The sequence below is a fragment of the Streptosporangium sp. OZ121 genome (assembly GCF_051918885.1).
GTDB lineage: Bacteria > Actinomycetota > Actinomycetes > Streptosporangiales > Streptosporangiaceae > Streptosporangium.
The window spans coordinates 39,784-63,393 of the sequence record NZ_JBPXMC010000039.1; the positions used below are offsets into that span (position 1 = coordinate 39,784).

Annotated in this window: 20 protein-coding genes and 3 tRNA genes; 13 read left to right on the forward strand and 10 right to left on the reverse strand. The window is 71.8% G+C overall.

The window, feature by feature from the left end:
* Positions 1 to 185: 185 nt before the first annotated feature.
* Entirely contained in the window at positions 186 to 1,187 is a 1,002-nt protein-coding gene (locus ACTOQ1_RS38995; protein WP_440073196.1) for a phosphotransferase enzyme family protein, read from the reverse strand.
* Between the two features lie 34 nt (positions 1,188 to 1,221).
* Entirely contained in the window at positions 1,222 to 2,232 is a 1,011-nt protein-coding gene (locus ACTOQ1_RS39000; protein WP_440073197.1) for a class I SAM-dependent DNA methyltransferase, read from the reverse strand.
* A 280-nt stretch (positions 2,233 to 2,512) separates the two neighbouring features.
* On the opposite strand from ACTOQ1_RS39000, the gene ACTOQ1_RS39005 reads away from it, so the two are divergent.
* Entirely contained in the window at positions 2,513 to 2,932 is a 420-nt protein-coding gene (locus tag ACTOQ1_RS39005; RefSeq protein ID WP_440073199.1) for a GlcG/HbpS family heme-binding protein, read from the forward strand.
* A 145-nt stretch (positions 2,933 to 3,077) separates the two neighbouring features.
* Positions 3,078 to 3,221: a hypothetical protein gene (locus tag ACTOQ1_RS39010; protein WP_329083413.1), complete on the forward strand. Its 144-nt coding sequence runs from the start codon at positions 3,078 to 3,080 to the stop codon at positions 3,219 to 3,221.
* Between the two features lie 188 nt (positions 3,222 to 3,409).
* On the opposite strand, the gene ACTOQ1_RS39015 is transcribed toward ACTOQ1_RS39010, so the two are convergent.
* Positions 3,410 to 3,811, reverse strand: coding sequence for a MerR family transcriptional regulator (locus ACTOQ1_RS39015; protein WP_440073200.1), 402 nt, complete (start codon positions 3,809 to 3,811; stop codon positions 3,410 to 3,412).
* Between the two features lie 495 nt (positions 3,812 to 4,306).
* Between ACTOQ1_RS39015 and ACTOQ1_RS39020 the strand changes: the two genes are divergently transcribed.
* The 3 genes from ACTOQ1_RS39020 to ACTOQ1_RS39030 all read left to right on the forward strand — a co-directional run bounded on the left by ACTOQ1_RS39020 (position 4,307) and on the right by ACTOQ1_RS39030 (position 7,801).
* Positions 4,307 to 5,821 (forward strand): SulP family inorganic anion transporter, encoded by a 1,515-nt coding sequence (locus ACTOQ1_RS39020; RefSeq protein ID WP_440073202.1) that lies wholly within the window; start codon positions 4,307 to 4,309, stop codon positions 5,819 to 5,821.
* 239 nt (positions 5,822 to 6,060) lie between these two features.
* Positions 6,061 to 7,338 (forward strand): FAD-dependent oxidoreductase, encoded by a 1,278-nt coding sequence (locus tag ACTOQ1_RS39025; protein WP_440073204.1) that lies wholly within the window; start codon positions 6,061 to 6,063, stop codon positions 7,336 to 7,338.
* On the forward strand, positions 7,331 to 7,801 hold the full coding sequence (locus ACTOQ1_RS39030; protein WP_440073205.1) for a MarR family winged helix-turn-helix transcriptional regulator: 471 nt from the start codon (positions 7,331 to 7,333) through the stop codon (positions 7,799 to 7,801). The genes ACTOQ1_RS39025 and ACTOQ1_RS39030 overlap by 8 nt, the downstream gene beginning before the upstream one ends.
* 144 nt (positions 7,802 to 7,945) lie before the next feature.
* Here the strand turns inward: ACTOQ1_RS39030 and ACTOQ1_RS39035 are convergent, their stop codons facing one another.
* The 3 genes from ACTOQ1_RS39035 to ACTOQ1_RS39045 all read right to left on the reverse strand — a co-directional run bounded on the left by ACTOQ1_RS39035 (position 7,946) and on the right by ACTOQ1_RS39045 (position 10,815).
* Complete coding sequence (locus tag ACTOQ1_RS39035) at positions 7,946 to 8,842, reverse strand: ribokinase (protein ID WP_440073206.1); 897 nt, start codon at positions 8,840 to 8,842, stop codon at positions 7,946 to 7,948.
* Positions 8,843 to 8,926: 84 nt separating this feature from the next.
* A complete protein-coding gene (locus ACTOQ1_RS39040) occupies positions 8,927 to 9,574 on the reverse strand; it encodes a response regulator transcription factor (RefSeq protein WP_350966815.1) in 648 nt (215 codons plus the stop codon).
* Positions 9,565 to 10,815, reverse strand: a complete 1,251-nt coding sequence (locus tag ACTOQ1_RS39045; RefSeq protein ID WP_440073207.1) for a sensor histidine kinase — start codon at positions 10,813 to 10,815, stop codon at positions 9,565 to 9,567. The genes ACTOQ1_RS39040 and ACTOQ1_RS39045 overlap by 10 nt, the downstream gene beginning before the upstream one ends.
* A gap of 256 nt (positions 10,816 to 11,071) precedes the next feature.
* Here ACTOQ1_RS39045 and ACTOQ1_RS39050 point away from each other — a divergent pair, with 256 nt between their 5' ends.
* The 4 genes from ACTOQ1_RS39050 (at position 11,072) to ACTOQ1_RS39065 (ending at position 16,464) form a co-directional block, all read left to right on the forward strand.
* On the forward strand, positions 11,072 to 12,451 hold the full coding sequence (locus ACTOQ1_RS39050; protein WP_440073209.1) for an acyltransferase family protein: 1,380 nt from the start codon (positions 11,072 to 11,074) through the stop codon (positions 12,449 to 12,451).
* Positions 12,452 to 12,524: 73 nt separating this feature from the next.
* Positions 12,525 to 13,265 (forward strand): SDR family oxidoreductase, encoded by a 741-nt coding sequence (locus tag ACTOQ1_RS39055; RefSeq protein WP_440073211.1) that lies wholly within the window; start codon positions 12,525 to 12,527, stop codon positions 13,263 to 13,265.
* 127 nt (positions 13,266 to 13,392) lie between these two features.
* Positions 13,393 to 15,885, forward strand: a complete 2,493-nt coding sequence (locus ACTOQ1_RS39060) for a DEAD/DEAH box helicase (protein WP_440073212.1) — start codon at positions 13,393 to 13,395, stop codon at positions 15,883 to 15,885.
* Positions 15,886 to 15,945: 60 nt separating this feature from the next.
* Positions 15,946 to 16,464, forward strand: coding sequence for a DUF2087 domain-containing protein (locus ACTOQ1_RS39065; RefSeq protein ID WP_440073214.1), 519 nt, complete (start codon positions 15,946 to 15,948; stop codon positions 16,462 to 16,464).
* A gap of 59 nt (positions 16,465 to 16,523) precedes the next feature.
* On the opposite strand, the gene ACTOQ1_RS39070 is transcribed toward ACTOQ1_RS39065, so the two are convergent.
* The 4 genes from ACTOQ1_RS39070 to dusB form a co-directional block, all read right to left on the reverse strand.
* Complete coding sequence (locus ACTOQ1_RS39070) at positions 16,524 to 17,588, reverse strand: sulfite oxidase (RefSeq protein WP_440073216.1); 1,065 nt, start codon at positions 17,586 to 17,588, stop codon at positions 16,524 to 16,526.
* 230 nt (positions 17,589 to 17,818) lie between these two features.
* Positions 17,819 to 18,790 (reverse strand): TAXI family TRAP transporter solute-binding subunit, encoded by a 972-nt coding sequence (locus ACTOQ1_RS39075; RefSeq protein WP_440073217.1) that lies wholly within the window; start codon positions 18,788 to 18,790, stop codon positions 17,819 to 17,821.
* On the reverse strand, positions 18,787 to 20,748 hold the full coding sequence (locus tag ACTOQ1_RS39080) for a TRAP transporter permease (RefSeq protein WP_440073219.1): 1,962 nt from the start codon (positions 20,746 to 20,748) through the stop codon (positions 18,787 to 18,789). The genes ACTOQ1_RS39075 and ACTOQ1_RS39080 overlap by 4 nt, the downstream gene beginning before the upstream one ends.
* A 200-nt stretch (positions 20,749 to 20,948) precedes the next feature.
* Positions 20,949 to 22,070 (reverse strand): tRNA dihydrouridine synthase DusB, encoded by a 1,122-nt coding sequence (gene dusB, locus ACTOQ1_RS39085; RefSeq protein WP_440073221.1) that lies wholly within the window; start codon positions 22,068 to 22,070, stop codon positions 20,949 to 20,951.
* A 91-nt stretch (positions 22,071 to 22,161) separates the two neighbouring features.
* Here dusB and ACTOQ1_RS39090 point away from each other — a divergent pair, with 91 nt between their 5' ends.
* From ACTOQ1_RS39090 to ACTOQ1_RS39105, 4 genes are all read left to right on the forward strand, one after another.
* Positions 22,162 to 22,824, forward strand: a complete 663-nt coding sequence (locus tag ACTOQ1_RS39090; RefSeq protein WP_440073223.1) for an amino acid-binding protein — start codon at positions 22,162 to 22,164, stop codon at positions 22,822 to 22,824.
* A 153-nt stretch (positions 22,825 to 22,977) separates the two neighbouring features.
* Positions 22,978 to 23,049 (forward strand) — tRNA-Gly (locus tag ACTOQ1_RS39095).
* 27 nt (positions 23,050 to 23,076) lie between these two features.
* Positions 23,077 to 23,147 (forward strand) — tRNA-Cys (locus tag ACTOQ1_RS39100).
* A 17-nt stretch (positions 23,148 to 23,164) separates the two neighbouring features.
* Positions 23,165 to 23,239: transfer RNA gene (locus ACTOQ1_RS39105), tRNA-Val, on the forward strand.
* Positions 23,240 to 23,610 lie beyond the last annotated feature (371 nt).

Genomic DNA, 23,610 nt, shown 5'->3' on the forward strand with positions numbered 1-23,610 from the left:
GTATTCGCCTTCCCCCTATCGCCGGGATCTCAGGCGGATAGGAGTGATTTCCCGATGCGCGGTCACCGTGCGCCACGCCGCCGGACGCTCCCTACGCGAATGCCGCGCCCACGCGGGACGGAAGGAGACAGGCGGAGACGGACGGAGACGGACGGCGGGCAGACGGAGACAGGCGGCGGGCAGGGTTAGCCGAGTGAGCCGGCGAGATAGCGTTCGGCCAGTTCGCAGCTGCCCTCGGTGTAGCCGGAGCCGAGTTCCGCGGCGATGTCGGCGCCGGTGTGGGTGCCGATCCAGGCGACCAGCAGCAGGCGGCGGAACAGGATGAACGTCCAGATCTCGGCCTCGTCCTCGGCCGGGAGGTCCAGGACGGTCCGGTAGCCCCGCACCCACGCGTCGACCAGCTCGGGAACCTCGGGGCGGTGCTCGACGAAGCTGACCGCCGCGGCCAGGTCGTAGAGATGCCAGCCGAAGCCGCAGTCGTCGAAGTCGATGACGCCGGGCGGGTTCTCACCCTCCACGAGCAGGTTGGCGGCGCGCAGGTCGGCGTGGATCAGGCCGTATCGTTCCGGACCGCGGCCGAAGCGGTGCAGCCGCTCGCGCAGCTCCTTGTCCAGCCGTCCCAGCACGGTCCGCGCCTCGGCCTCCACCCCCAGGCCGTCCTGCCAGCGGCCCCACCGCGACTCGGTGCCGAGAGCGGCCTCGTGGTCCCAGTGGAAACGGGTGAACCCGCCGGGCCGGGACCACCCGCGCGCGTGCCGGTGCATCCGCGCCGTGAGGGCGCCGAGCCGTTCGAAACCTGGCACCGGGTCGTCGTGGGAGGGCTCGGCGCCGGGCAGGAACTCGAACATCACGCAGTCGCGCGGCTCGGGGCCGGGGACGGTCAGCACCCGGGAGCCGCCGGGAGCCGGGATCACCCGGGGGGTGCGGATCCCGGCCTGCTCGCGGAGCGCCTCCAGCCAGGCCAGCTCGGACAGGATCGCCGGCGTGGTGTGGTAGCCGAGCCGGTGCACCCGCAGGATGGACCGCGTCCCCGTGGCCGGGTCGTCCACCCGGTAGGTGGCGTTCTCGGACACGTTGACCAGGGTGACCTCGGCGTCGGTCAGGCCGTGGATCCGGGTCGCCTCGCGGGCCACGTCGTGCACGCGGTCCAGCACGTCGCCCCCGGCGGACAGGTCGTGGGCCCGCATCGGCTCCTCCAGGTCGGTCGCGCGAAGCGCCAGACTACATCCGGGACTCCTCCGCGAGATCCAGCGCCGCCCGCCCGGCTTCTCGGCCGAGGTGTCCCTGATGCCCCGCTCCGGGATGCCCCGCTCCGGGCCGGACGCGGTCTCTATCGCCCCCGGAGAGGGCGCGGTCCCGCTCGATCCCGGACGGGTCGCGGTCCCGCTCGACCTCGGGCCGCCCGTGGTCCGGTACGGCCTCCGCCGGGCGGCCGGCGTCCCGCACGGCGTGGTCCTCGGCGTTCTCCCGCTCCGGGAGGGTGACGCGGATCTTGGACTGCCGGTGGGGAAGCCGCTCCCAGTCGTCCATGAAGGTCGCCCGGAGCCCGCACGCGGCGGCCAGGCCGAGCAGCGTCTCGGTGCGGTAGTAGAAGTCCTCGCGCAGGACGTGGTGCTCCCTGCCCTCGGTGCGGTCGAAGGTGAAGTCGAACCAGCCTCCCGGCCTCATGATCCGGCCGACCCCGCGGAAGCACTCCTCGATCACGTGGAGCGGGGAGTGGGAGAAGACGCTGTGGGCGTGGATGACGTCGAACGCCTGGTCGGGCAGGGCGGCGAAGCGCAGGTCCCCGACCGGCAAAAGGTGCGGGAACTTGTCGCGCAGGTCGTAGGAGACCAGGGTGTCCTGGGCGGCGATCAGGATGTCCGGGGAGATGTCGATCCCGTAGTAGTTTCCGGGGTCGAGGTAGCCGATGAACAGGCGCCCGGCCCGCAGGTTGCCGCAGCCGATCTCCAGCATGCGGTGCTCGGGCCTCAGCCCGTGCCGCACGAGATAGTCGAACTGCATCTTCCCCATGGCCACCCAGCGCCGGTACGACCTGCTGCCCACGGCCCCTTGGGGACTGCGCGCGGTGTCGGACCTCATGACCGCCCGGTAGTAGGCGACGTGGTCGCGGTTGCCCAGGCGCAGCCACAGGTCCCTGGTCAGCCGTCTCAGGTGCCGGGGGACCCGCCCCGGATGGCCGAGGGCGTATCTGAGCTGGTGGACGACGCTCGCGCGGTTGTGACTGTGCATGCCTCTCCCCATGTTCGGACGACACCTCAACGATCCCGCCAGTGACGAGATCGTAGCTCTAAGGAAGGTGAACATCACTCTTGGTGAGCATCGCCGGAATGTCGCCTCACGGTGTCACTTCCCTCGCGGGACGACGGTCCCGGCTCGTACCGGTCCTCCGAAGGGCTCGCGCGGGCGTCGCATCGTTATGACATCTCGCATCACCCGGACGGCGGCGCACGCGCACCCGGCCGCCCGCGCCGAAGACCGTCGGAACGGTTTCGAGACGGTGAGGGGAGCGGTGAACCTGGAACTCGCGCTGCGCATGTGTGAGGCCGCGGTGCGGCAGGCCGCGCGGGAGGGCGCGCTCATCTCGGTCGCCGTGGTCGACGCGGGCGGGCACCTGATCGCGTTCCAGCGGATGGACGGCGCGCGGATCACCGGGCCCGTCCTCGCCCCCGGCAAGGCCTACACCGCGGTGGCCCACCGCATGCCCACCGCCGACCTCGCGCCGCTGGTCCTGCCCGGAGGCGAGCTGTACGGCCTGGCCGGTGACCGGTACGTGTGCTTCGGCGGCGGCGTCCCGTTCGGGGAGGCCGGTGACGAGCGCGGGGTGAGCGTGGTGAGCGCGGTGGCGGGAGCGGTCGGCGTCAGCGGCGGCACCGTTTCCCAGGATGTCGCCTGCGCCGAGGCCGCCGCGGCCCTCTGGGAAGGGGCATAGCCGGATATATCAACAAAAATTGGGTTGGCGGAAATCATCTTCCTGACGAAAGCAGGGGTGCGACGCGTTACCCGCGAGGGTCGCGGGGCAGTGAGGGCTTGCCCCAGACGATGATCGTCTGGGGGTGACCCCTTGGAGGATTCTCGTGGACGTTCTCGTGCTGCTCGCCCTGGTCTGTTTCCTGGCCGCCACGATCTGGTCCGCCATCAGCCGGTCCTGGCCGATCGCGCTGCTCGCCGCCGGAGCCTTCCTGCTCACGCTGTCGGAGACGTCCCTGATCAACGGCTAGACGACCTCCGTTCCCGGCGCGCCGATGCCCCTGGGCGGGGGGCATCGCGGCCGCCCGCGAACGGGAGATCGGCGTCGAGGGGCCGGGCTCGAACGGCATCCCGAAGCCGGACGTCTCAGCGGTCGGGGGCCTGGCCGCCCTCGATGCCGAAAGGTGTCGCGCGCCCGGTTGTTGTCATCTGTCCCCCGTCAATCACCGTGGACGGCCTGCTGTCCACGCCGTCGCAGGTCGGCGGCGAACTCCTCGGCCCACTGCAACTGCGCGCGCAACGCCTCGCACCGCTCACGGGCGGCGCGCTCGAAGACCTCCAGCCGGCGCAGGCACGCCTGGCGCTCGGCCTCGGGCAGCGGCCCGGCATCTGTGCGGCCCTCCAGCCGGTCGGTGACCGCCAGCAGCTCGCCCATCTGCTCCAGGGTGAACCCGAGCGGCTTCATCCGGCGGATCACCATCAGCCGCGCCACGTCAGCCGCGGTGTAGAGGCGGAAACCACCCTGGCTGCGGGCCGAGGCCGGCACCAGACCGACCTCCTCGTAGTGCCGGATGGTGCGCAGCGACAGTCCGGTGCGCTCGGCCACCTGGCCGATGTGCATGTGACCTTCACCACTGCGCGGGACAGGCGGGGTGGTGGACGCGGCTGCGGTATCGCCCAGGATGTCCATGATCGGGTGGCCTCACTGTTCAAGGGGCGGCTGAGGGACGACCGCACCGGACCTCGCCTCACCAATCTCTACCCTAACGTTAAGGTAGAGTTGCCGCCGAGAGGGAGATTCCTGCTGGTTTGCCCCGATCGTCGCGGACACTGCTTCGCGGCCTGCCCGAACACGGCGCACCGGCGCACCGTGTGACGCTCCCGACGTAAAGGACTTCGGCCCGCGCATGCCCGCCTCGCCCGCCGCCTGCTGCCCGCCGTGACACTTCCGCTCCGGTAGCCGCGCTCCGGCCCCTTCAGTGGCTCGCTCGGCGCTCGCGCCCGGAATCGTCGATCTCGCCGACCGCCTGCTTGATGCGGGTGCCGCTCCCTCCGTTTCGCCTGTTGCCACCCTCATGGGCCCGCCTGCGGCCGCGTGCCGCCAGGTGGCTCCCTCATGCCCAAGGACGTTCTTTTGCCACGCTCGTTGTCCGCCGCCCGTCTGCTGCCCGCCTCCCGGCCGGCCTGGCTGTCGCCGAAGGTCGCCCGCACCGAGGTCCTGTCCGGCCTGGTGGTCGCGCTCGCCCTGATCCCCGAGGCGATCTCGTTCTCCATCATCGCCGGGGTCGATCCCAGCATCGGGCTGTTCGCCTCCTTCACGATGGCCGTGGTCATCGCCATCGTCGGCGGCCGCCCCGCGATGATCTCCGCCGCCACCGGCGCGATCGCCCTGGTGGTCGCCCCGCTGGCCCGCGAGCACGGCCTGGCCTACCTCATCGCCGCGGTCATCCTCGGCGGCCTCATCCAGATCGCCCTCGGCGCGCTCGGAGTGGCGAAGTTGATGCGGTTCGTGCCGCGCAGCGTGATGGTCGGCTTCGTCAACGCCCTAGCGATCCTGATCTTCATGGCACAGGTGCCCGAACTCCTCGATGTGCCCTGGGTGGTCTACCCGCTGGTGGTCGGCGGCCTGGCCCTGATGGTGTTCTTCCCCCGCGTCACCACGGTGGTGCCCGCCCCGCTGGTCTCCATCGCGATCCTGACCGCCATCACCCTCGGCGCCGGTCTGGCCGTGCCGACCGTCGGCGACCGCGGCACCCTCCCCTCCTCGCTGCCGGCCTTCGGCCTGCCCGACGTGCCGTTCACCATGGCCACCCTCACCCTCGTCGCGCCTTATGCCCTGGCACTGGCGCTGGTCGGGCTGATGGAATCGCTGATGACCGCCAAGCTCGTCGACGACCTGACCGACACCCGGTCCGACAAGACGCGCGAGTCCATCGGCCAGGGCGTCGCCAACATCGTCACCGGCCTCTTCGGCGGCATGGGCGGCTGCGCCATGATCGGCCAGACGATGATCAACGTCAAGAACGGCGCTCGCACCCGCCTGTCGACCTTCACCGCCGGCATCTTCCTCATGATCCTGTGCATCGCCTTCGGGCCCTGGGTCTCGCAGATCCCGATGGCCGCCCTGGTCGCCGTCATGATCCTGGTCTCGTTCGCGACCTTCGACTGGCACTCGGTCGCCCCGGCCACCCTCAAGCGCATGCCCTGGGGCGAGACCATCGTCATGACCACCACCGTCGCGGTCGTGGTGGCCACCCACAACCTCGCCATCGGCGTGGTCGTCGGCTCCATCACCGCCATGGTCATCTTCGCCCGCCGGGTCGCCCATCTGGCCAACGTCACCGCCGTCATCGACCCCGGCCGCACCCAGGCCGTCTACGCCGTCACCGGCGAGCTGTTCTTCGCCTCCAGCAACGACCTGGTCTACCGGTTCGACTACGCCGGCGACCCCGACCAGGTCGTCATCGACCTGTCCGGCACCCACATCTGGGACGCCTCCTCCGTTGCCGCCCTGGACGCGGTGCAGACCAGGTACGCCGCCCGGGGCAAGAAGGTCACCGTCATCGGCCTCAACGAGCCCAGCGCCCGCCTGCACGACAGCCTGGCCGGGCAGCTGTCCGGCGGCCACTGACAACAAGGCCCGGCACTCCCGAAGCGGCGACATGCGCCGGCCCGGCGCCCGGCCTCGGGCAGCGGCCCGGCCCCGGTCGCACCGGTCGCACCGTTCGGCCGACAGCGCGGGAGGGCGGGAGGGCGGGGCGTGAAGCCCGGATCGTGGCCTCGACGAGAGTTCCGGCGACGATCTCCTCCCACCCCCGCTATCAGGCGCCTTATACTTAAGTATAAGGCGCCTGATAGCGGGGGTGGATCGTGAAGGTTCTGGTGATCGGGGCGGGGATGGGCGGGCTGACGCTGGCTCAGGCGCTGCGCCGTAACGGGATCGACGTGGTCGTGCACGAGCGCGATCAGGCCGTGGAGGCCACGGGCGGGTACCGGCTCCATCTCAACGATCCGGCCTGCGCGGCACTGCGCCGCCACCTCGCACCGGGCCACTACCAGGCGCTGCTGGCCAGCTCGGCCGGGCCGCGGACGTTCACGCGGTTCGCGGTCGCCGACCACAGAATGCGGCTGCTGTTCGCTGAACCGAACGAGCGGGCGTCGGAGACACTGATGATCGGCCGGATCCCGCTGCGACGGCTGCTGGCCCACGGCCTGGGAGACGCGCTGCGGCTGGGATCGGAGTTCACCGGGCACCGGACCCACCCCGATGGCACGGTCACCGCGCACTTCGCCGGCGGCGGCACCGACCGCGGTGACCTGCTGGTCGGTGCCGACGGTGTGGGGTCGCGCGTCGCGCGGGCGCTGGCCGGGCGTCCGACCTCCCTCCCGGCCGGGGTGAGCGGCATCGCCGGCCGCACTCCCCTGACCGCCGGCACCCGCCCTCTGGTCCCCGCGTTGCTGGCGCGGGGGCCCGCCCTGGCGTTCGGCCCCGGCGGTGTCGGGCTGTTCCTCACCCTCCACGACCCAGGCTCCGGCACCGCGGTCGATCCCGCGGCCTGCACACAGGTCGCGGCGATCATCGAGCCGCCCTCGCTGATCTGGGGCGTGCTGGCGCCGGACAGGGCCTATCCCGGCCGGCCGCGGGAGCTCGACGGAGCCGGGCTGATCCGGCTCACCGATTCACTGCTGCGCGGCTGGAGTGCGTCCGTGCGCGCGCTGGTGCGCGCGGCCGATCCCGCGACGGCGGCCTTCTTCGGCTTCCACGCCGCCGACCCCGACGCCGACCTCACCCCATGGCCGGCCGGCGCCGTCACCGCGCTGGGCGACGCCGTGCACGCCATGCCTCCCACCGGAGGCATGGCCGCGGCCACGGCGATTCGCGACGCCGACGTGCTCGCCGAGGAGCTGTTCCTGGTACGAGACGGGGAGTCCACGATCCCGTTGGCGGTACACCGTTTCCAGAACCGGATGGCCACCTACGCCGGCGAGGCCGTGCGCACGTCGACGCAGCCGTTGAGATGGATACACCGGCTCGCCACACCGGCGGGAACCCGGGCCTCCCGGATCGCGCTGCCGGCCTTCGCCGCCGCCGCGCGGCTGGGCCGTACCCTCACCACCCTCACCATCACCGGGACCCGCGGTGCGTGAGGCGCGGCCCGGCGAGGGGGCATGGGCCGCGGGCGAAGCGGACCTGCCGCTGTGGGAGTTGATCCAGACCTCCTACGTCGTCGCCCGGGGCTTCACCGAGGTCTTCGGCGCCGTCGGGCTCACCCCGATCCAGTTCGGCGTGCTGGCCTCGCTCGCCGACGGCGATGATCTCAGCCAGGCCGAACTCGCTCGAACGATCATGGTGCGGCCGCAGAGTCTCGGCGAGGTGGCCGTGTCCCTGATCGAGCGCGGCCTCGTCGAGCGCGACGGGCCAGGCGGCCGCGGACGCCGCGCGGCACTGCGGATCACCGCGGCGGGCCGGACGCTCCTCGAGCGCGCACTGCCCGGAGTCGAGGCCTTCAACGCCCCGGAGGCCATCGGGCTGTCGGGCAAGGACGCCGCCGAGCTGGTCCGGATGCTGCGCACCGTCCGCGCCACCCTGTCCTCAGGGGATGGTTCCTGAGATCTCCGGACACGCCCGCGAGCGGCGACCAGGCGCTTCGGACGACCGTGCCCCGGTGGGGCGGCTCGACGCGCGGCCGGCGCTCTCGCATCCGGAGACGACGAGCGGCGACGTCGCCGGGGCACGAGCATTCTCGCGCCGAGGTCAGGCACCGGTTCGGGAAAGGCTCCGGTCGATCTCGGCGCGGGTGGGCATCGAGGTGCTGGCACCCGCGCGCTGGACGGACAGGCCCGCGGCCGCGGTGGCGAAGCGGACGGCCCGGCCGGCGGGCTGCCGCTCGACGCGGGCCGCGGCGAGGGCGCCCACGAAGGTGTCGCCCGCGGCCGTGGTGTCCACCACGGGCACCTCGAGGGCCTCGACGCGCACGGCGGGCCCGTCGCCCGAGGCGGTGAGCACGCCGCGCGACCCCAACGTGATGATCACCCAGCCGACCGTGCCCCTCAGCTCCTCCAGGGCGCGCCCGTGATCGGCCTGGCCGGTGATCGCGGCGGCCTCGTGCTCGTTGGCCACCAGGACGTCCACGGCCTCCAGCAGCTCGGCGGGGAGCGGCTGGACGGGCGCGGGGGTGAGGACCACGGTGGTCCCGGCCGCGCGGGCGGCCCTGGCGGCGGCGGTGACGGCCTCGAGGGGGAGCTCCAGCTGGAGCAGAAGCATGTCGGACCGGGAGATGACCTCGATCTCGGCCTCGGAGGGGGCGGTCACGGTCCCGTTGGCGCCGGGGACCACGATGATCGAGTTGCCGCCGTCGCCGTCCACCACGATCTGGGCGATGCCCGAGGGGCCGGGAACCGTGCGCAGGCGCGTCACGTCGACCCCCGCCTCGGCCAGCGTGCGCCGCAGCTCGGTGCCGAAGGCGTCGTCGCCCACGGCCCCGAGGAAGGCGACCTCGGCGCCCGCCCGCGCGGCGGCGATGGCCTGGTTGGCGCCCTTGCCGCCGGGGACCGTGCCGAAGGCGCGGCCGGTCACGGTCTCGCCGAGCGCGGGGGCGACCTCGACGTAGGCCACGAGGTCCATGTTGGCACTGCCGAAGACCGAGATCACTGTTCCTCCTCGCGGTCGGGAACGCGGCTGTGAGAGCAGGGGGGGTGAGAGCGCGGGTGCGGGAACGCGGGGTGGGAGCGCGGGTCAGGAACGCAGGTAGGCCAGGACCGCGAGGACGCGGCGGTGCTGGTCGCCGTCCTCGGCGTACAGGCCGAGCTTGGCGAAGATGCTGCGGATGTGCTTCTCCACGGCCCCGTCGCTGACCACCAGCTGTCGGCCGATGGCCGGGTTGGACCTGCCCTCGGCCATCAGGCCGAGCACCTCGCGCTCTCGCGGGGTGAGCTGGGCGAGGGGATCGTCGCGGCGGCGTCGCACCATCAGCTGTGCCACCACCTGGGGGTCGAAGACCGTACCTCCGGCCGCGACCGTGCGCAGGCCCCCCATGAAGTCGTCCACGTCCACGACGCGGTCCTTGAGCAGGTATCCCACCGCGCCCCTGGCGTCGGCGAGCAGGTCGTCGGCATAGGACACCTCCACGTACTGCGACAGGATCAGCACCGGCGTGCCCGGAACCCTCCGGCGCGCCTCCACCGCCGCCCGCAGCCCCTCGTCGGTGAAGCCGGGCGGCATCCGCACGTCCACCACCGAGACGTCGGGACGGTGCTCGGCGACGGCCTCCACCAGCCCGTCGCCGTCCCCCACCGCCGCGACCACCTGGCAGCCGAACTCCTCCAGGAGCCTGATCAGGCCCTCCCTGATGAGCACCGCGTCGTCGGCCACAACTACCCGCACGGAACCTCCGCCACTATGACCGTCGGCCCTCCGGCCGGTGAGTCGACCACCAGCTCACCGTCGACCGCCTTGAGGCGATCACCGAGACCCGACAGGCCATGCCCCTTGGCGACATGGGCGCCGCCGACCCCATCATCCCCGATCGTCAGCATGAGGAAGTCCCCCGTCCTGCTCAGCGTCACGGTACAGACCGTGGCGTGGCTGTGCTTGGCGACGTTGGTGAGCGACTCGGCGACGACGAAGTAGACGGTGTTCTCCACCGCGGCGGGGAAGCGTCCCTCGATCTGGACGTCCAGCTCGACGGGAATGGTGCAGCGCCCGGCGAGCGCGGCGAGGGCGGGAGCCAGGCCGCGGTCACTGAGGATCGGCGGGGCGATGCCGCGCGAGAGGGCGCGCAGCTCGTCCAGGGTCTCGCGGGTGGAGGTGATCGCCTGGCCCAGCATCTGCTCGACGCCCGCCGGGTCGCGCCTGAGCTGGCGCTGGGCCCGCGACAGGTCCATGGCCAGGGAGACCAGGCGCTGCTGCGGCCCGTCGTGGATGTCGCGCTCCAGCCGGCGCAGCGCGTTCGCCTCGGCCGACACCGCGGCGGCCCGGCCCTCGGCCAGGTCGTCGATGCGGTCGTGCAGCTCGGCGACCCCGGTCAGCATGGCCCGGCCGAGCCCGGCCTGGACGAGCGCGGCACCCCGCACGATCACCGGGAGGGTGAGGGCGAAGAGCACGCCGATGGTGGTGTTGATGATCACTTCGACCCACAGGCTGCCGCCCAGGCCGAGGAGCATGCCGAGACCCCCGTCGTTGCCGGGGATGGCGTAGACGATCCACCCGTAGAGCGGGTAGGTGAGGCCGGCGATCGACCCGGCCCACCAGACAACCGCCAGCACGAAGGTGATGATGGAGATCGGGAAGGCCACGATGCCGTAGAGCAGGTCGAGCCACGACTGGCCGTTGGTGAACGGGTTGATCATCCTGCGGAACCATCCGGCGTTCTCCGGGGCGGGCCGGTACCTCGGCCGGGAGACGGGACGGCCGAGCACCTCGGGCAGCCAGCGCCGCTCGACGTCCGCGAAGCCCCGGGCGACCAGGAGGGTCGTCGCGAGGACGGGCAGCCCCACGAACGCGACGGCCGACCCGACCCCCGCGGCGAAGCCGGCCACCATCAGGACGAACCAGATGACGGACAGCGGGAAGCCCACGACCAGATAGCGGGTGTCGGTGCCGATGCGGCGCAGGAGGGTTCTCATGCCGCCCACGCTACGAGGACCGGCCGCGCCGATCGACCCTGCGTGCCCGCTTACGGGGGTGGGGCCAGCACTACCCGAGATGGTGGGGGAGATCGGGCGAGAAGACTGCTGCGCACGTCACTGCGCCGCCGGGGTCCTGGAGAGAGGCTTCTCCTGTCGCCATTCCCGAGATCTTCTCTCTCCCTCCCTGAGAATCGAGCTCCTCTTGACCACCGTGATCCCCGGCCCGTCGGTGCGGCCGGCAGCGACCCCGACCGTGCCTCCGACGGTTTTCCCGACAGCCCCCCTGGCGGCGATCCCGACCCCTCGCACGGCACCGGCGCCCGCCGGGCGCGACCCGTTCATCGACGTGCTCCGGGTGTTCGGCATGGTCCTGGTGGTGCTCCAGCACTGGAGCATGCCGCTGCTCTCCTTCGCCGACGGGCGGATATCCACCGGCAACGCGCTGGCCGCGGGGAACGGGTGGATGATCACGTGGATCAGCCAGGTGATGCCGCTGGTGTTCTTCGCGGGCGGCGCGGCCAACGCGATCAGCCGGCGCGGCGCGGCACGCCGCGGTGAGGCGACTCCCGCGTGGCTCGCGGGGCGCCTGCGCCGCCTGGCCTGGCCGGTCGTCCCGCTGGCGGCGGTCTGGCTGCCCCTCCCCCACCTGCTCCTCGCGCTCGGCGTGCCGGAGCAGCCGGTGATGACCGCCTCGCGGCTGGCCGGGCAGCTGCTCTGGTTCCTGGCGATCTATCTTGTCGCGGTGGCGGCGACCACGCCGATGCTCAGGCTCAACATGGTGTACGGCTGGCGGGTGCCGGCCGCGCTGGCGGCGGGGGCCGTGGCGGTGGACGTCCTGCGCTTCACCGGCGGCCTCGACATCGCCGGTCTCCCCAACATCGTGCTGGTCTGGCTGGCGGTGCACCAGCTCGGCTTCCTGTACGCCGACGGCCGGCTGGGCCGCCCCTGGGTCCTGGCCCTGGCCGGGTACGGCCTGGGCGCGGCGCTGACGGCCCTCGGCCCCTACCCACTCAGCATGATCGGGATGCCGGGGGCCGCCGTCTCCAACATGGCGCCGCCCACGGTCGCGCTGCTCTCGATCGGGGTGGGCCAGGTCGGGCTGGTCCTGGCGCTGCGCCGGTGGATCGTCTCCTTCGCGGGGTGGCCGGGGGTCTCGCGGGCGCTGGGCTGGGCCGGCGGCCGGATGATGACCCTCTACCTGTGGCACATGAGCGCGCTGTTCGTCATCGTCTCGATGGTCGTGGTGGGGCTGGGCATCTCCACCCCCGAGCCGGGCACCTCGGCCTGGTTCTCCGGCTGGCCGCACTGGCTGCTCCTGCTCGCCCTGGCGATGTGGCCGCTGCTGCGGGGGTTCGCCCGGTTCGAGACGCCGCCCTCGACCGGGCCGTACACCGGCGGGACGGCCAGGGTCCTGGTGGCCGCCGCGCTGGTGGGACTGGGCCTGCTCACGCTCACGGTGACCGGCTTCGTCCCGGGGGCGGCACCCCTGCTCGGGGCGGGCGCGATCGTGGCGGGCCTGGCGCTCACCGGCTCCTCCCGCGACACCCCGGCGGGCCCGGCCGGCTCGCCGGGGCCGCCCGTCCCGCGGCCGGGCGAGCGCGCCGGACGGCTCCGCGTCGCCTCTCCCCTGTGAAATATATGGACAGTATGGTCATATACGTGTATATGTACATGGTGTACATAAGTTCGCGGAGGGAGTATCGATCATGAGCACCGCACCGGCTCGCGTCGCCATCGTCACCGGAGGTTCCCGAGGCATCGGCCGCCAGGTCGTGGAGCGGCTCGCCGCCGACGGTTACGCCGTCGTCGTCAACTACGCGAGCGACGACGCCGAGGGCCGGGCCGCGGCCAAGGAGGCCTCCACGGCCGGAGGCGGGGGCCTCGCCGTGCGGGCCGACGTCAGCGACCCCGCCGCGGTCTCCGCGCTCTTCGACACGGCCGAGGAGGCCTTCGGCGGCGTCGACGTCGTCGTCCACGCCGCCGGGATCATGGGCCCGCCCGTCCCGGTCGCCGACCTCGACTTCGAGGCGCTGGACCGCATCCTGCGCGTCAACGTACGCGGCACCTTCGCCGTCGCCCAGCAGGCCGCCAGGAGGCTGCGCCGAGGCGGCGCCCTGATCACCTTCTCCACCTCGGTCATCGGGCTCGCCCTTCCCGGCTACGGCGCCTACGTGGCCTCCAAGGGCGCCGTGGAGGGCCTGACCCTCATCCTGGCCCGCGAGCTGCGCGGCAGGGACGTCACCGTCAACACCGTCGCCCCCGGTCCCACCGCCACCGCGCTCTTCCTGGACGGCAAGGACGAGGAGACCGTCGCCAGGATGGCCGCCCAGCCGCCGCTGGAGCGGCTGGGCCAGCCCTCGGACATCGCCGAGGCCGTGGCGTTCCTCGCCGGTCCCGCCCGCTGGGTCAACGGGCAGGTGCTTCGCGTCAACGGCGGCATCATCTGATTTGATCAGCATTTATGCCGAAAAAAGCAGCCATAACTACACAAAGTCACGCACTTTACCTGGAATGTAAGGTGATCCGTGACCGCCTCCGGTCCGACCACCTCAAGTTCTTCGGCAGTATTGAACCGTGAGCCTCGTAGACCGCCTGCCAGAAGAGATCGACGCCGACCCCGACACCATCTTCGACGCCTTCGTCGAATGGAACTCCGAGCGGGGACTGACCCTCTACCCGGCGCAGGAGGAGGCTCTCATCGAGGTGGTGTCGGGAAACAACCTGATCCTCGCCACCCCGACCGGCTCGGGCAAGAGCCTGGTCGCCGCCGGAGCCCATTTCACCGCGCTGACCAGGGACGTGCGCACCTTCTACACCGCGCCGATCAAGGCGCTGGTGTCGGAGAAGTTCTTCGACCTGTGCGCGGTGTTCGGCACAGAGAACGTCGGGATGATGACCGGCGACGCGAGCGTGAACCCCGGGGCGCCGATCATCTGCTGCACCGCGGAGATCCTCGCCAACGTCGCGCTGCGCGACGGCGCCGCGGCCGACATCGGCCAGGTCGTGATGGACGAGTTCCACTTCTACTCCGAGCCCGACCGCGGCTGGGCCTGGCAGGTGCCGCTCCTGGAGCTGCCGAACGTCCAGTTCATCCTGATGTCGGCGACCCTGGGGGACGTCACCAGGTTCGAGGAGGACCTCACCCGGCGCACCGGCAGGCCCACCGCGGTGGTGAAGAACGCCGAGCGCCCGGTCCCGCTCGTCTACTCCTACCGGCTCACCCCCCTCCACGAGACGCTGGAGGAGATGCTCACCACCAACCAGTACCCCGTCTACGTCGTCCACTTCACCCAGGCCTCGGCCATGGAGCGGGCGCAGGCGCTGATGAGCATCAACATGTCGACCAAGGCCGAGAAGGAGGCGATCGCCTCCATGATCGGCCACTTCCGGTTCACCACCCGGTTCGGCAAGGCGCTCTCCCGCCTGGTGCGGCACGGCATCGGCGTGCACCACGCCGGGATGCTCCCGAAGTACCGCCGCCTGGTGGAACGCCTCGCCCAGGCGGGCCTGCTGAAGGTCATCTGCGGCACCGACACGCTCGGCGTCGGCGTCAACGTCCCGATCAGGACCGTGCTGTTCACCGCGCTGTCGAAGTACGACGGCAACAAGGTGCGGCGGCTGCGCGCCCGCGAGTTCCACCAGATCGCCGGGCGGGCCGGGCGGGCCGGGTTCGACACCATCGGCTACGTCGTCTGCCAGGCCCCCGACCACGTCGTGGAGAACGAGAAGGCCCTGGCCAAGATCGGCGACGATCCCAAGAGACGGCGCGGGTTCGCCCGCAAGAAGCCGCCGGAGGGTTTCGTCGGCTGGAGCGAGGAGACCTTCGAGAAGCTACAGGCCGCCGAGCCGGAGCCGCTGAACTCCCGGTTCAAGGTCAGCAACGCCATGCTCCTCGCGGTGATCAACCGGCCCGGCGACTGCTACGCGGCGATGCGCCACCTGCTCACCGACAACCACGAGGACCGCAAGTGGCAGCGGCGGCACATCAGCCAGGCCATCGCGATCTACCGGTCGCTGCTGGCCGGAGGCGTGGTGGAGAAGCTGAGCGAGCCCGACGAGCACGGCCGGATGGCCCGCCTCACCGTCGACCTGCAGGAGGACTTCGCGCTGAACCAGGCGCTGTCCACCTTCGCGCTGGCCACCCTCGAACTCCTCGACATGGAGTCGCCCAACTACGCCCTGGACATGGTCTCGATCATCGAGTCCATCCTCGACGACCCCCGCCAGATCCTGTCGGCGCAGCTCAACAAGGCGCGCGGCGAGGCGGTGGCGCTGATGAAGGCCGACGGCATCGAGTACGAGGAGCGGATGGAGCTCCTGGCCGACGTCACCTACCCGATGCCGATGGCCGACATGCTGCTGGGCGCCTACGAGACCTACCGGCGCGGCCACCCCTGGGTGGGCGACTACACGGTCAGCCCCAAGAGCGTCGTCCGCGACATGTACGAGCGGGCGATGACCTTCGCCGACTACGTGCAGTTCTACGAGCTGACCCGCTCCGAGGGCACCGTGCTGCGCTATCTGGCCGACGCCTACCGCACCCTGTCGCGGACCATCCCCGAGCACCTCAAGACCGAGGACCTGGTCGACCTCATCGAGTGGCTCGGCGAGCTGGTCCGCCAGGTCGACTCCAGCCTCCTGGACGAGTGGGAGCAGCTGCAGAACCCGGCCGGGGAGCTGGAGGCGCCCTCGCTGGAGGAGAGCACCAAGCCGGTCACCGCCAACACCCGCGCGTTCCGGGTGCTGGTCCGCAACGCGATGTTCCGCCTGATCGAGCTGGCCTCCCTGGAGAACGAGCAGGAGCTGGAGCAGCTCGCCCCCGACGTCGACTGGGGCGCCGCGCTCGACGCCTACTACGACGACCACGAGGAGATCGGCACCGGCCCGGACGCCCGCGGCCCCGGCCTGCTGCGCATCGAGGAGGAGAAGGAGTTCTGGCGGGTCCGCCAGGTCGTCTCCGACCCGGCGGGCGACGGCGACTGGGGCATCGACGCCCAGGTCGACCTCGCCGCCTCCGACGAGGAGGGCCGCGCGGTGGTCCACGTCATCGGCCTGAACCGCCTCTGAGGTCCTCCTCCGCCGTCTTCCGGCGCGGAAACATCCGTCGGGACCGGCAAGAATGGCGGGATGAGCGACGACGCGATCAGGCAGGTGCTGGGCCTGCTGTACCAGGAAGACACGTTGAAGGTGCTGGCCGCCCTGGTGCTGGGCGGCAAGCCGGAGGAGGAGTCCGGCCTCGACAGGGAGGCGGTCAGGCGCGCGCTGGACCGCCTGGAACGCGGCGGGCTCGCCGTACGGGCAGAGGGCGGCGAGTGGGAGGTCCGGCGCGAGCGCTTCCGTGAGCTGCTGCACGCCACGGCCAGGCCCGCCGCCCCGGCCTCCCCCGAGGAGAGGGTGCTGCAGTCCTTCCTCGTCGAGGGACGACTGCGGGCGATCCCCACCAAGCGCGACAAGCAGCTGGTCGTGCTCGACTACGTGGTCCAGGTCTTCGAGCCGGGGGTCCGTTACTCCGAGAAGGAGGTCAACGTCGCGTTGCGCGCCTTCCACGACGACTACGCGGCGCTGCGCCGCTATCTCGTCGACGAGGGCATGCTCAGCAGGGAGAACAACGTCTACTGGCGCAGCGGCGGCTCCGTCGAGGCCTGAAGGCGGGCAGCGCGGCGGCGCGTCCCTTGGTCAGCCGGCCTGCGTCCCCTCAGGTCCCCTCAGGGGACGCAGGTGACGCGGACGCGGGACCACGAGGTGTTGGCGTACCCCTTGGGATTCCACACGTGCCGGGCCGACTCCGGCTGGGTGGCCCCGCAGCTGTCCCAGGCGCGGGCGGTGATCACGGTCTCGCCCTCTCCCAGCTCGGCGGTGGTGTGCCAGTGCCGCCACGCCCAGGGGCCCGCCTGCTCACCGAGATCCGCCTGCACCCAGCTGTCGCCCCCGTCGAGGGAGACGTCGACGCGGGAGACGGTGCGGCCGTCCCCGGCGTAGGCGTAGCCGGTGACGCGCGTGAGGCCCGGCCGCGGGCGGGCACCGTCGGCGGGGCTCAGGATGGCGGTGTTGAGGACGACGGGTCCCAGGGAGATGCCGTCACCGGGTCCCGCCTTGGCGGGGTCGGCCTCGGGGGGCAGGAGGCGGTAGGCGGTGGCCTGGAAGTAGTTGTCCGAGGGGTCCTTGCGCGCGGTGACGCGCTGGAGCCATTTGACGCTGCGGGCGCCGACCCAGCCGGGGACGACGACCCGGAGCGGGGCGCCGTGGGCCGGGGGCAGCGGCCGGTCGTTCATGGCCCAGGCCAGCAGGACGTCCCCGCCGGTGGCCTTGGCCACGGGTATCGAGCCGCCGTAGGGCTGGGCCGGATCGGCGAGCCTGGAGACGTCGGGAGCGGTGAAGGCGATGTGCGCGGCCTCGGGGCGCAGCCCGGCGCGGGCGAGGACCCCGGCCAGGCCGACACCGCTCCAGCGGGCGGTGGAGGTGGCACCGGCCCCCCAGGGATCCTCACCGGGAATGTCACGCACCTCGAGCAGGCCGGCCCTGCGGTTGCCCGCGCACTGCAGGGTCGCCACCAGGCCGACCTCGGGGAACCCCGAGCGCAACTCCTCCAGGGACAGCGTCAGCGGGCGCTCGACCAGGCCGTCCACGGTCAGACGCCAGGACCCCGGATCCAGGTCGGGGACGGGACCGTGGTTGCGGCTGTAGAAGGTGTCGAGGGGGGTGAGGAGCTGATCGGCCAGGGCGCCCGGCGGAGGCTCGGCGTTGTACGGATCGGTCCCGTGGACCACCATGTCATCTCTCTTGCCCCACGTGTTCACACGTTTCGGGATACCCGGGGACGGGGGCCCGACACGGCCCCCGTCCGAGACGGGAGGCAAACTTGGAGCTCACGGACGCCGCGCACGGCACGCGGCGCCGGGCGACGCGCGAGGCCCGGGCCGGCCGTGCCGCATCCTCGTCCCGTCTCTCCCACGGGTCCGGCGGCCGCCCGCCCCCGAGGCCGTGGAGAACCGGGAACCCGTCAGCCGTAGTACTTCTTCGCGCCGTCGTGCAGGGGCACCGGCTCGGTCTTCTGGGCGTTGTCGCGGGTGATGTCCTTGGCCGCGGGGTGGACCTTCTCCAGGTCCGCCTTGCGGTCGAAGAGCAGCTTCGTCAGGCCCCCGGCCAGGGCGGCGTCCATCTTCTCGTTCACGACGAGCAGGTTGGGCACCGAGATCGTGGACACGTCGGCCGGGGTCGCGTAGACGTCCTTGGCGATCGTGCCCGCGGCGTACACCTGGCCGTGCTCGGCCTGCATCGCGGGCAGTACCCCGTCCAGCGGGACGAAGACGACCTCGTCCTTGAGCGAGGTCAGCAGGTCGGTGAGGCCCGGCGTGGGCAGCCCGCCCGACCAGACCAGGGCGTCGAGGTCGCCGTCCTTGACGGCCTGCACGCTCTCGGGCAGGCCCAGCGACTGCCGGGTGACGTCCTTCTCCGGGTCGAGGCCGGCGGCCTTCAGCAGGCGCAGCGCGATCACCTCGGTGCCGGAGTTGGGCGAGCCGGTGGAGACCCGCTTGCCCTTGAGGTCGGCGACCGACTTCACCCCGGACTCGGCGGTGGCGACCACCTGGGTGTAGTTGTCGTACAGGCGGGCGACGGCGCGGATCGGCTGGGGCGCGGTGAACGCGCCCTTGCCCGCGACGGCGTCGGCGGCGGAGTCGGCCAGGGTGAAGGCGATGTCGGAGTCGCCCCTGACGACCCGCTGGATGTTCTCCACCGAGGCTCCGGTCGCCTCGGCCGTGGCCTGGTAGCCGGGGAGGTTCTTGCCGATCTGGTCGGCCAGCCCTCCGCCGAGGACGTAGTAGACGCCGGTGGTGTTGCCGGTGGCGATCGACAGCCGCTTGCCCGCGGCGCCGCTCTGGCCCGCGCTCTGCTCTGCCGACCGGTCCCCTCCGCACCCGGCGAGGAACAGGACCCCCGCCGCCAGCAGGACGGCCACGCGTTTGACGGTCAATGAACTGCCTCTCGTTTGCGCATCACCAGATGGAGGGAGACGGCCACGATCAGGAGACCCGCCCCGGCGAGGGCGGGCAGCGGCGACAGGAACAGCAGCAGCACCGCCGCCACCGCGCACAGCACCCGCTCGACGGGCCCGGCCGGGCCGAGCAGCCGCCCGCCGGTGGCGGCGGCCAGCGCGGCGACCGCGAGCGCCGAGACCCCGGTGGCCGCCAGGATCTCCCCGATCGTGCCCTGGGCCAGCAGCCCGGCCCCGCCGGGGGTCAGCACGAAGGCGAACGGCACCAGGAACGCGGGCAGCGTGTACTTCCAGGTCGCCATCATGGTCCGGTACGCGTTGCCGCCGGTGATGGCCGACGCCGCGAAGGCCGACAGCGCCGTGGGCGGGCTGACCTCCGACAGCACGGCGTAGTAGAAGATGAACATGTACGCCTCTGCCTGGCTGACGCCGAGATCCGTCAGCGCGGGCCCGATGATGACCGCCGCGATGACGAACGACGCGGTCACCGGCACGGCGAGGCCGAGCACGAGCACCGCGACCGCGCACAGCAGCGCGGTGACGGCCAGGATCCCGCCCGAGGCCCCGACGATCAGCGAGCTCGCCTTGAGCCCGAGACCGGTGAGCGTGACGACGGCGACGATGAGCCCGGCGGCGGCGCAGGTCGCCGCGACCGGCAGCACCCCGGTCGTCCCCGCCGCCAGGGCCCTCGCCGCCCTGCGCGGGGTGAGGGCGTGCTCCCTGTCGAGGAAGGAGAGCGCGGCGGCCAGCAGCGTGGCGTACACCACGGCGCGGAACGGCGACTGGCCCAGCGCCATCAGGACGACGATCACGAAGAGCGAGCTGAAGTGGTAGCCGAACCGCCTGACCAGCGGCCAGAACCTCGGCGCGTCCACCTCGACGGCCCGCGTCCCGTACTTGCGGGCGTCGATCTCGATGGCGAGGAAGATGCCCAGGTAGTACAGGACCGTGGGGACGGTGGCGTAGAGCAGCACCGTGAGGTAACCGACCCGCAGGTACTCGGCGATGATGAACGCCGCCGCGCCGAGCGTGGGAGGCGACAGGATCGCCCCGATGCCCGCCGCGGCGAGCACTCCCCCGCCCTGCTCGGGCGGGTATCCCGCCCTGCGCAGGATCGGCCAGGCGACGCTGCCCACGCTCACCGTCGTCGCGACGCCCGAGCCGCTCACCGTGCCGAGCAGGAACCCGGCGAGGGTGACCGTACGGCCGGGCGCGGAACGCGAGCGGCGGAACGCGGCCAGGGAGACGTCCACGAAGAACTTCCCCGCCCCGGAGTGGTCGAGGACCGCGCCGTAGACGGTGAACAGGATGATGTAGGTGGCCGCCACGTCGAGCGGCACCCCGTACACGCCGTCGGTGCCCATCACGAACGAGACGAGGATCCGGTCGATGTCGTAGCCGCGGTGCCCGATGACCCAGTCGAAGGGCAGGTAGCCGCCGTAGTAGGCGTAGAGGGCGAACGCGACGCAGACCGCGGGCAGTATCCATCCGACGGTGCGGCGGCAGGCCTCCAGGACCAGCAGCACGATGACCGCCCCGGCCACCACGTCGAGGGCCGTCGGCTCGAAGGCGCGCCGGATGAAGTCGTCGAAGACCACCAGCGGGTAGAGACAGGCCACCAGCGCCAGCAGGGCCAGCGCCCAGTCCGCGACGCCCGGCCGGTCGGTGCCCCGCCGCCCCGGCTTGTAGCAGACGAAGGTGAGCGGCAGCACGACCGCGAGGAAGCCCATCCGGTACGGGAGCACGGCGCCGGGCCGGAAGGCCCGGTACAGGACGTAGAGCGACAATCCGAGGGCGACCAGCGTGACGGCCCCGGCCACCCAGCCCGACAGCCGCCGGGCGGGCCGTTCCGCGTCGAACTCCGCGATCAGCTCGTCCGCCGACGCGGCGCCCGTCGTCGTGTCGCCCGCCGATCCCGCCGATGTGGTGCCTGTCAAACCGCCGTCTCCACGTGTGAGCCGCGACCTTTGACCGCACACTACATAGATCGCTGACGCCCGTCCGTCAGGGCGCGGTCACATTCGCGTCACACCTGCCGTGCGGGAGGCATCGGGCCGTACGGAACGCACGAAGAGAGCGAAATGTCCGGAGAGGAAGACCGAAAACCGGGCGGCCGGGAGCGTCCGCCCGGGCGCCGTCAGCCGCCCGAGGTGTCGTTCTCGGCGTCCGCGCTGGGAACCGCGAGGTCGTAGGGGTCGTCCAGCCATCCGGCGGGCAGGTGGACGCGGTCGCGCGGGTTGGTCTTGCCCCGGGGGGTGTCCACGCCGTCGGGCCACGGCTGGGCGGCGTCGAGCTCGGCGAGCCCTTCCCGCAGGACGGCCAGGCTATCCGCGGTGGCCAGGCGGCGGCGGAGCTCGGCGCCGACGGTGAAGCCCTTGAGATACCAGCCGATGTGCTTGCGGAAGTCGACCACCGCGTGCCGCTCGCTCTCGAAGCACTCGGCCATCAGGGTGGCGTGCCGGTCCATGGTCGCGGCGACCTCGCCCAGCAGGGGGCGGCTCCGCTCGTCGCCGCCCTCGCACATGGCCGCCAGGTCCGCGAACAGCCACGGGCGCCCCAGGCAGCCCCGGCCCACGACGACCCCGTCACACCCGGTCTCGTCCATCATGCGGCGCGCGTCGGCGGCGCTCCAGATGTCGCCGTTTCCCAGCACCGGGATCTCCGTCACGCTCTCCTTGAGCCGCGCGATCGCCTCCCAGTCGGCGGTGCCGCCGTAGTGCTGGATCGCGGTGCGGCCGTGCAGCGCGATCGCGGAGACGCCCTCCTCGACGGCGATCCGCCCGGCGTCCAGGTAGGTCAGGTGGTCGTCGTCGATGCCCTTGCGCATCTTCACGGTCACCGGCAGCGTCCCCGCGTTGCGCACGGCCTCGCGCAGGATCGCCCGGAACAGGTTCCGCTTGTACGGCAGCGCGGAGCCGCCGCCCTTGCGGGTGACCTTGGGCACCGGGCAGCCGAAGTTGAGGTCGACGTGGTCGGCCAGGTCCTCCTCGGCGATCATGCGGACGGCCCTGCCGACGGTCACCGGGTCGATCCCGTACAGCTGGATGCTGCGGGGGTTCTCCTCGGGCTCGAACCTGATCATCTTGAAGGTCTTGGGATTGCGCTCCACCAGCGCCCGCGTCGTGATCATCTCGCAGACGAACAGGCCGCCGCCCTGCTCCCGGCACAGGGTGCGGAACGGCGCGTTGGTGATCCCGGCCATCGGGGCGAGGACGACCGGCGGCCATACCTCCAGCGATCCCAGTTTCAACGACTCCACCTGGCTTTTCTACCGCACCGCGACGAGCAGGACGAATCATCGCTGGGTATGGTGTCTCTGGCGTAGATCAACGTGACACGGGAGGCCGCGGATGCTACTGCGACTGCGGATCGCACTGCCCGACCAGCCGGGCTCCCTGGGGAAGGTGACCCGTGTCCTCGGTGTCGCGGGCGCGGACATCACCCAGGTGGTCGTCCTCGACCGCGGCGAGGGCCGGGCGCTGGACGACATCACCGTCTACTGGCCCGACTCCGCCCCCAGGGAGAGCCTGGTCGAGGGGCTGGAGAGCGTGCCGGGGGTGACGATCGAGGGCATCTGGGGCACACGCGAGGCGCCGGGCACCTACCCGGAGCTGGAGATCCTCAAGTACATCACCACCGCGGGCGACCGCGCCCTGGCCACCCTGCTCGACTCCATGCCCGTGCTGTTCAGCGCCGACTGGGCGGCGGCGGCGACCGAGAAGAGCCCTCGCACGCTCGTCCACTCCAGCTGGCGCGCCCCCGAGCAGCTGCCCTTCCCCGACGAGACGCCCATCCGCCCGACGGCCTTCACCCTCGACTCCGGCCTGCACGTGATCGCCGCCCCGCTGCCCCCGCTGGCCCTGACCTTCCTGCTGGCCCGCGCCGACGGCCCCGCCTTCCACCGCATCGAGGTGCACCGCCTCACCCGCATCCTGGAGATCTTCCTCACCCTGCCCGCCGTGGAGCGCGTCGTCGCCCGCCAGCTGCGCCGCCCGCCCGAGCAGGACGGCTGAACGATCACCCGGCCGGCCCCTCCGCACGGATGGCCGCGGGCGGGTCCGCGCGACGGCCACGGGGCCGCCGGCTGAACGCACGGTTACGCAACCGCCGGGAAAACCCGCTAGAGTTCTCTCGTCGCCACCGGGTGGGAAACCCGGGGGAAACACGCGGAAGTGGCTCAGTGGTAGAGCATCACCTTGCCAAGGTGAGGGTCGCGGGTTCGAATCCCGTCTTCCGCTCGGAAAAGGGGCATGCGCCCCCCACTCGGTGGAGTGGCCGAGAGGCGAGGCAACGGCCTGCAAAGCCGTCTACACGGGTTCAAATCCCGTCTCCACCTCTGGTCCTTCCCCATGCGGACGATTAGCTCAGCGGGAGAGCACTTCCCTGACACGGAAGGGGTCACAGGTTCAATCCCTGTATCGTCCACCACAGTTTCCCCAGGCCATCGGCCTGGGGTTTGCTGTTTCCCGGGGTGTCGGCCGTGAGATCGGGAGCACGCCGCTCCGCGATGATCGTGACCTCCACCCGCCCCGGCGGTCCGGCGGGTAGAGGTCGTCCGATCGCGGGCGTCTTCGACGCGCTGCCTGGAACACGGGCTTCGGCACCGGCTGCCGATCAGGCAGGTGGCACGTGCGGCCCGGCGTCGTGCGCGAGCCGCCGGTGCTCGACCGTCGAGGAACCGATGCTCACGACGAGTACGGCCACGCCCAGTCCCTGATCTCTGCCGGGTCCTCGCCGTGCTCGCGGGTGTGGGCGCGGGCGCGCAGGCGGGCGTCGGCCATGTGCTGGCGCAGGTGCGC